At 43.6% G+C, this 360-nt stretch carries 1 pseudogene; it reads right to left on the bottom strand.

Annotated elements, in window-relative coordinates:
* Nucleotides 1-37: 37 nt before the first annotated feature.
* Nucleotides 38-360, bottom strand: a pseudogene (locus tag LJE09_RS19325) (ABC transporter ATP-binding protein); the annotation flags it as partial.

Below are 360 nucleotides of genomic sequence, written 5' to 3'. Positions count from 1 at the left end.
CTTCCGTTTCAATTTCAAAAATTCGCATTTGATTAGTTTAAGCAATTCCTTCGCCTCCTGTCACGCGCTTGAAGTAATCTTCAAGACTTTCTTCGCACGTATGCGCCTCTGATACCTCCAATCCATTTTCTACAAAAGTAGTTACAATTTTCCCCACAGGCAAATCAAGGTTGTGCAGGCGCAGATTGTGGTCGTCCTGTATGGAGAAATGGTTTTCATGGAAATTGCGTTCCAAAATTCTTGCAGCCTGTGCAGTATCAGAGAGCGTAAACAGGATATGCTTACTGCTTTTTTGCTCCAGCTCTGCAAGGCTTTCTTCTTCCAGCAATGCGCCGTGGTCGATAATTCCAATATCGTCAG

Source organism: Blautia sp. DFI.3.45, from assembly GCF_020593505.1.
Classification (GTDB): Bacteria; Bacillota; Clostridia; order Lachnospirales; family Lachnospiraceae; genus Blautia_A; species Blautia_A wexlerae.
This window is presented reverse-complemented; position numbering and strand designations above follow the sequence as displayed.